The sequence below is a fragment of the Acuticoccus mangrovi genome, assembly GCF_016411865.1.
GTDB classification, from domain to species: Bacteria; Pseudomonadota; Alphaproteobacteria; order Rhizobiales; family Amorphaceae; genus Acuticoccus; species Acuticoccus mangrovi.
In genome coordinates this window covers 1-1781 of record NZ_JAEKJA010000055.1, presented here as the reverse complement: position 1 = coordinate 1781, position 1781 = coordinate 1, and the positions used below count along the sequence as shown (strand labels likewise).

General features: G+C 75.7%; 1 protein-coding gene. It reads left to right on the top strand.

Features of this window, described 5'->3' with window-relative positions; genetic code table 11:
* Positions 1-14 precede the first annotated feature (14 nt).
* Positions 15-1781, top strand: a 1767-nt coding sequence (locus tag JCR33_RS24635; protein WP_332461268.1) for a condensation domain-containing protein, incomplete at its 3' end; no start/stop codon positions are given.

Here is a 1781-nt window from a genome sequence, read left to right as displayed (position 1 = left end):
TGCCGGATTACATGGTGCCGTCGGGGATTGTGGTGCTGGAGGCACTGCCGCTGACGGGGAACGGGAAGGTGGATCGGGCGAGGCTGCCGGCGCCGGGTCGGGCGGTGCGGGGCGGGGTGTCGGGGACGCCGGAGGAGGCGGTGCTGTGCGGTCTGGTGGGGGAGCTGCTGGGCGTGGAGCGGGTGGGCCCGGAGGACGACTTCTTCGCGCTCGGGGGCCACTCGCTGCTGGCGGCGCGGCTGGTGGCGCGGGTGCGCAGCGTGCAGGGACGGGTGCTCGGGATCCGCGCGGTGTTCGAGGCGCCGCGGCTGGGCGATCTGGCCGAGCGGGTGCGGCAGGCGCCGCGGGCGGGAGACGCCTTGACGGCGGGGGAGCGTCCGGCGCGGCTTCCGCTGTCGTTCGCGCAGGCGCGGCTGTGGTTCCTGGACCGGCTGGAAGGGGCGGACGCGACCTACAACATCCCGCTGGCGGCGCGGCTTCTGGGGCGGCTCGACGGGGAGGCGCTGGCAGCGGCGCTGGACGACGTGGCGATGCGCCACGAGAGCCTGCGCACGCTGCTGAAGGAGGAGGGCGGGGAGCCCTATCAGGCGATCCTGGATCGGGCGCAGGTGGGGCTCGAGCGGCGCGGCTGCCCGGTGGAGGCGGTCGACGCGGTGCTCGCGGCGGAGGCGGCCCGTCCGTTCGACCTCGCTCGGGACCTGCCGCTGCGGGCGGTGCTGCTGGAGCTCGGGCGGGACGATCACGTGCTGGCGCTGGTGGTGCATCACGTGGCGAGCGACGGCTGGTCGATGGGGCGGCTGCTGGAGGATCTGGCGACGGCCTACCGGGCGCGGGCCGCCGGAGCGGCGCCGGCCTACGACGCGCTGCCGGTGCAATATGCGGACTACGCCGTGTGGCAGCGGGCGCTGCTGGGCGAAGAGGGGGACGCGGAGAGCCTGATCGGCCGGCAGATCGCCTATTGGCGGGACGCGCTCGAGGCGCTGCCGGCCGAGCTGACGCTGCCGGTGGACCGGCCGAGGCCGGCGCGGCCGAGCCGGCGGGTGGGGAGCGTGCCGATCGCGCTCGAGCCGGGGCTGGTGGCGGCGGTGGAGGGGCTGGCGCGGGCGCAAGGAGCGACGCCGTTCATGGTGCTGCACGCGGCGGTCTCGGCGCTGCTGAGCCGGCTCGGGGGCGGGACGGACATCGCGATCGGCACGGTGGTGGCGGGGCGGAGCGATGCGGCGCTGGACCGGCTGGTGGGGTTCTTCGTCAACACGCTGGTGCTGCGGCTGGATCTCGGGGGCGATCCCGGCTTCGGTGCGCTGGTGGCGCGCAGCCGGGAGGTGTGCCTCGACGCCTACATGCACCAGGACGCGCCGTTCGAGCGGCTGGTGGAGGTGCTCGAGCCGCCGCGGGTGGTGGGGCGGCAGCCGCTGTTCCAGACGATGCTGGTGCTCAACGGCGGGGCGGAGGGGGGCTTTGCGGCGCCGGGGCTGGAGGTGCGGCCGTGGGGCGTGGCGGCGACGGCGGCGAAGTTCGACCTGTGCTTCACCTTCACCGAGGAGGAGGGCGGGTGGCGGGGCGTTCTGGAGTATGGCGCGGAGCTGTTCGAGCGGGCGAGCGCGGAGGGATTGGCCGGGCGCCTGATCGGCCTGCTGGCGGAGGGGGTGGCGGAGCCCGGGCGGGCGGTGTCGCAGCTCGGGATCCTGCTGCCGGGTGAAGCCGGCCGACTGACGGAGGGGTTCGCGGGCGCGCGGCGCGGGATGCCCGAGCCCGGGACGCTGACGGGGCTGTTCGAGGCG